The sequence below is a fragment of the Serratia sp. TSO36 genome, assembly GCF_057808395.1.
The window spans coordinates 1-607 of record NZ_JBJZOU010000035.1; the positions used below are offsets into that span (position 1 = coordinate 1).

Consider the following 607-nt stretch of genomic DNA (forward strand, 5'->3'; position numbering starts at 1 on the left):
GCGGTGGGCCGCGTGCTGGCCGAAGAGCGCCCGGACGACCCCCGCCACTATTATCGCTACGGCGCGGCCGGGCTGCTGGAGGAGCACCGCGAGGTCGGCCTGCCGGGCAGCGCGGGCGAGCTGACGCCGCGCGAACAGCGCTTCCGCTTCGACGAGGCCGGGCAACTGGTCTGGCGCGGCAACGCCAGCGCGGAATGGCATTACCGCTTCGACGCCATGGGGCGGCTGCGCGAGCTGAACCGCCTGCCGACGGTGAGCGGCGCGGCGCTGGGCATCGAGCCGGACAGCGTGCAGATGCGCTATGACGCCGCCGGGCGGCTGCTCGGCGAGCAGGGCGTGAACGGCGAGCTGCAATACCAGTGGGATGCGCTGGCCAACCTGCAGGCGCTGACGCTGCCGCAGGGCGATCGCCTGCAGTGGCTGTATTACGGCTCCGGCCACGCCAGCGCCATCAAATTCAACCAGCAGGTGGTGAGCGAGTTCACCCGCGATCGCCTGCACCGGGAAACCGGCCGCAGCCAGGGCGCGCTGCAGCAGCAGCGGCGTTACGACGCCATGGGCCGCCGCAGCTGGCAGAGCAGCGCCTACGGCCACGACAAACTGACCC

General features: G+C 71.7%; 1 pseudogene. It reads left to right on the forward strand.

Features of this window, described 5'->3' with window-relative positions:
* A pseudogene (locus ACK3CV_RS25300) lies at positions 1-607 on the forward strand (type IV secretion protein Rhs); the annotation flags it as partial.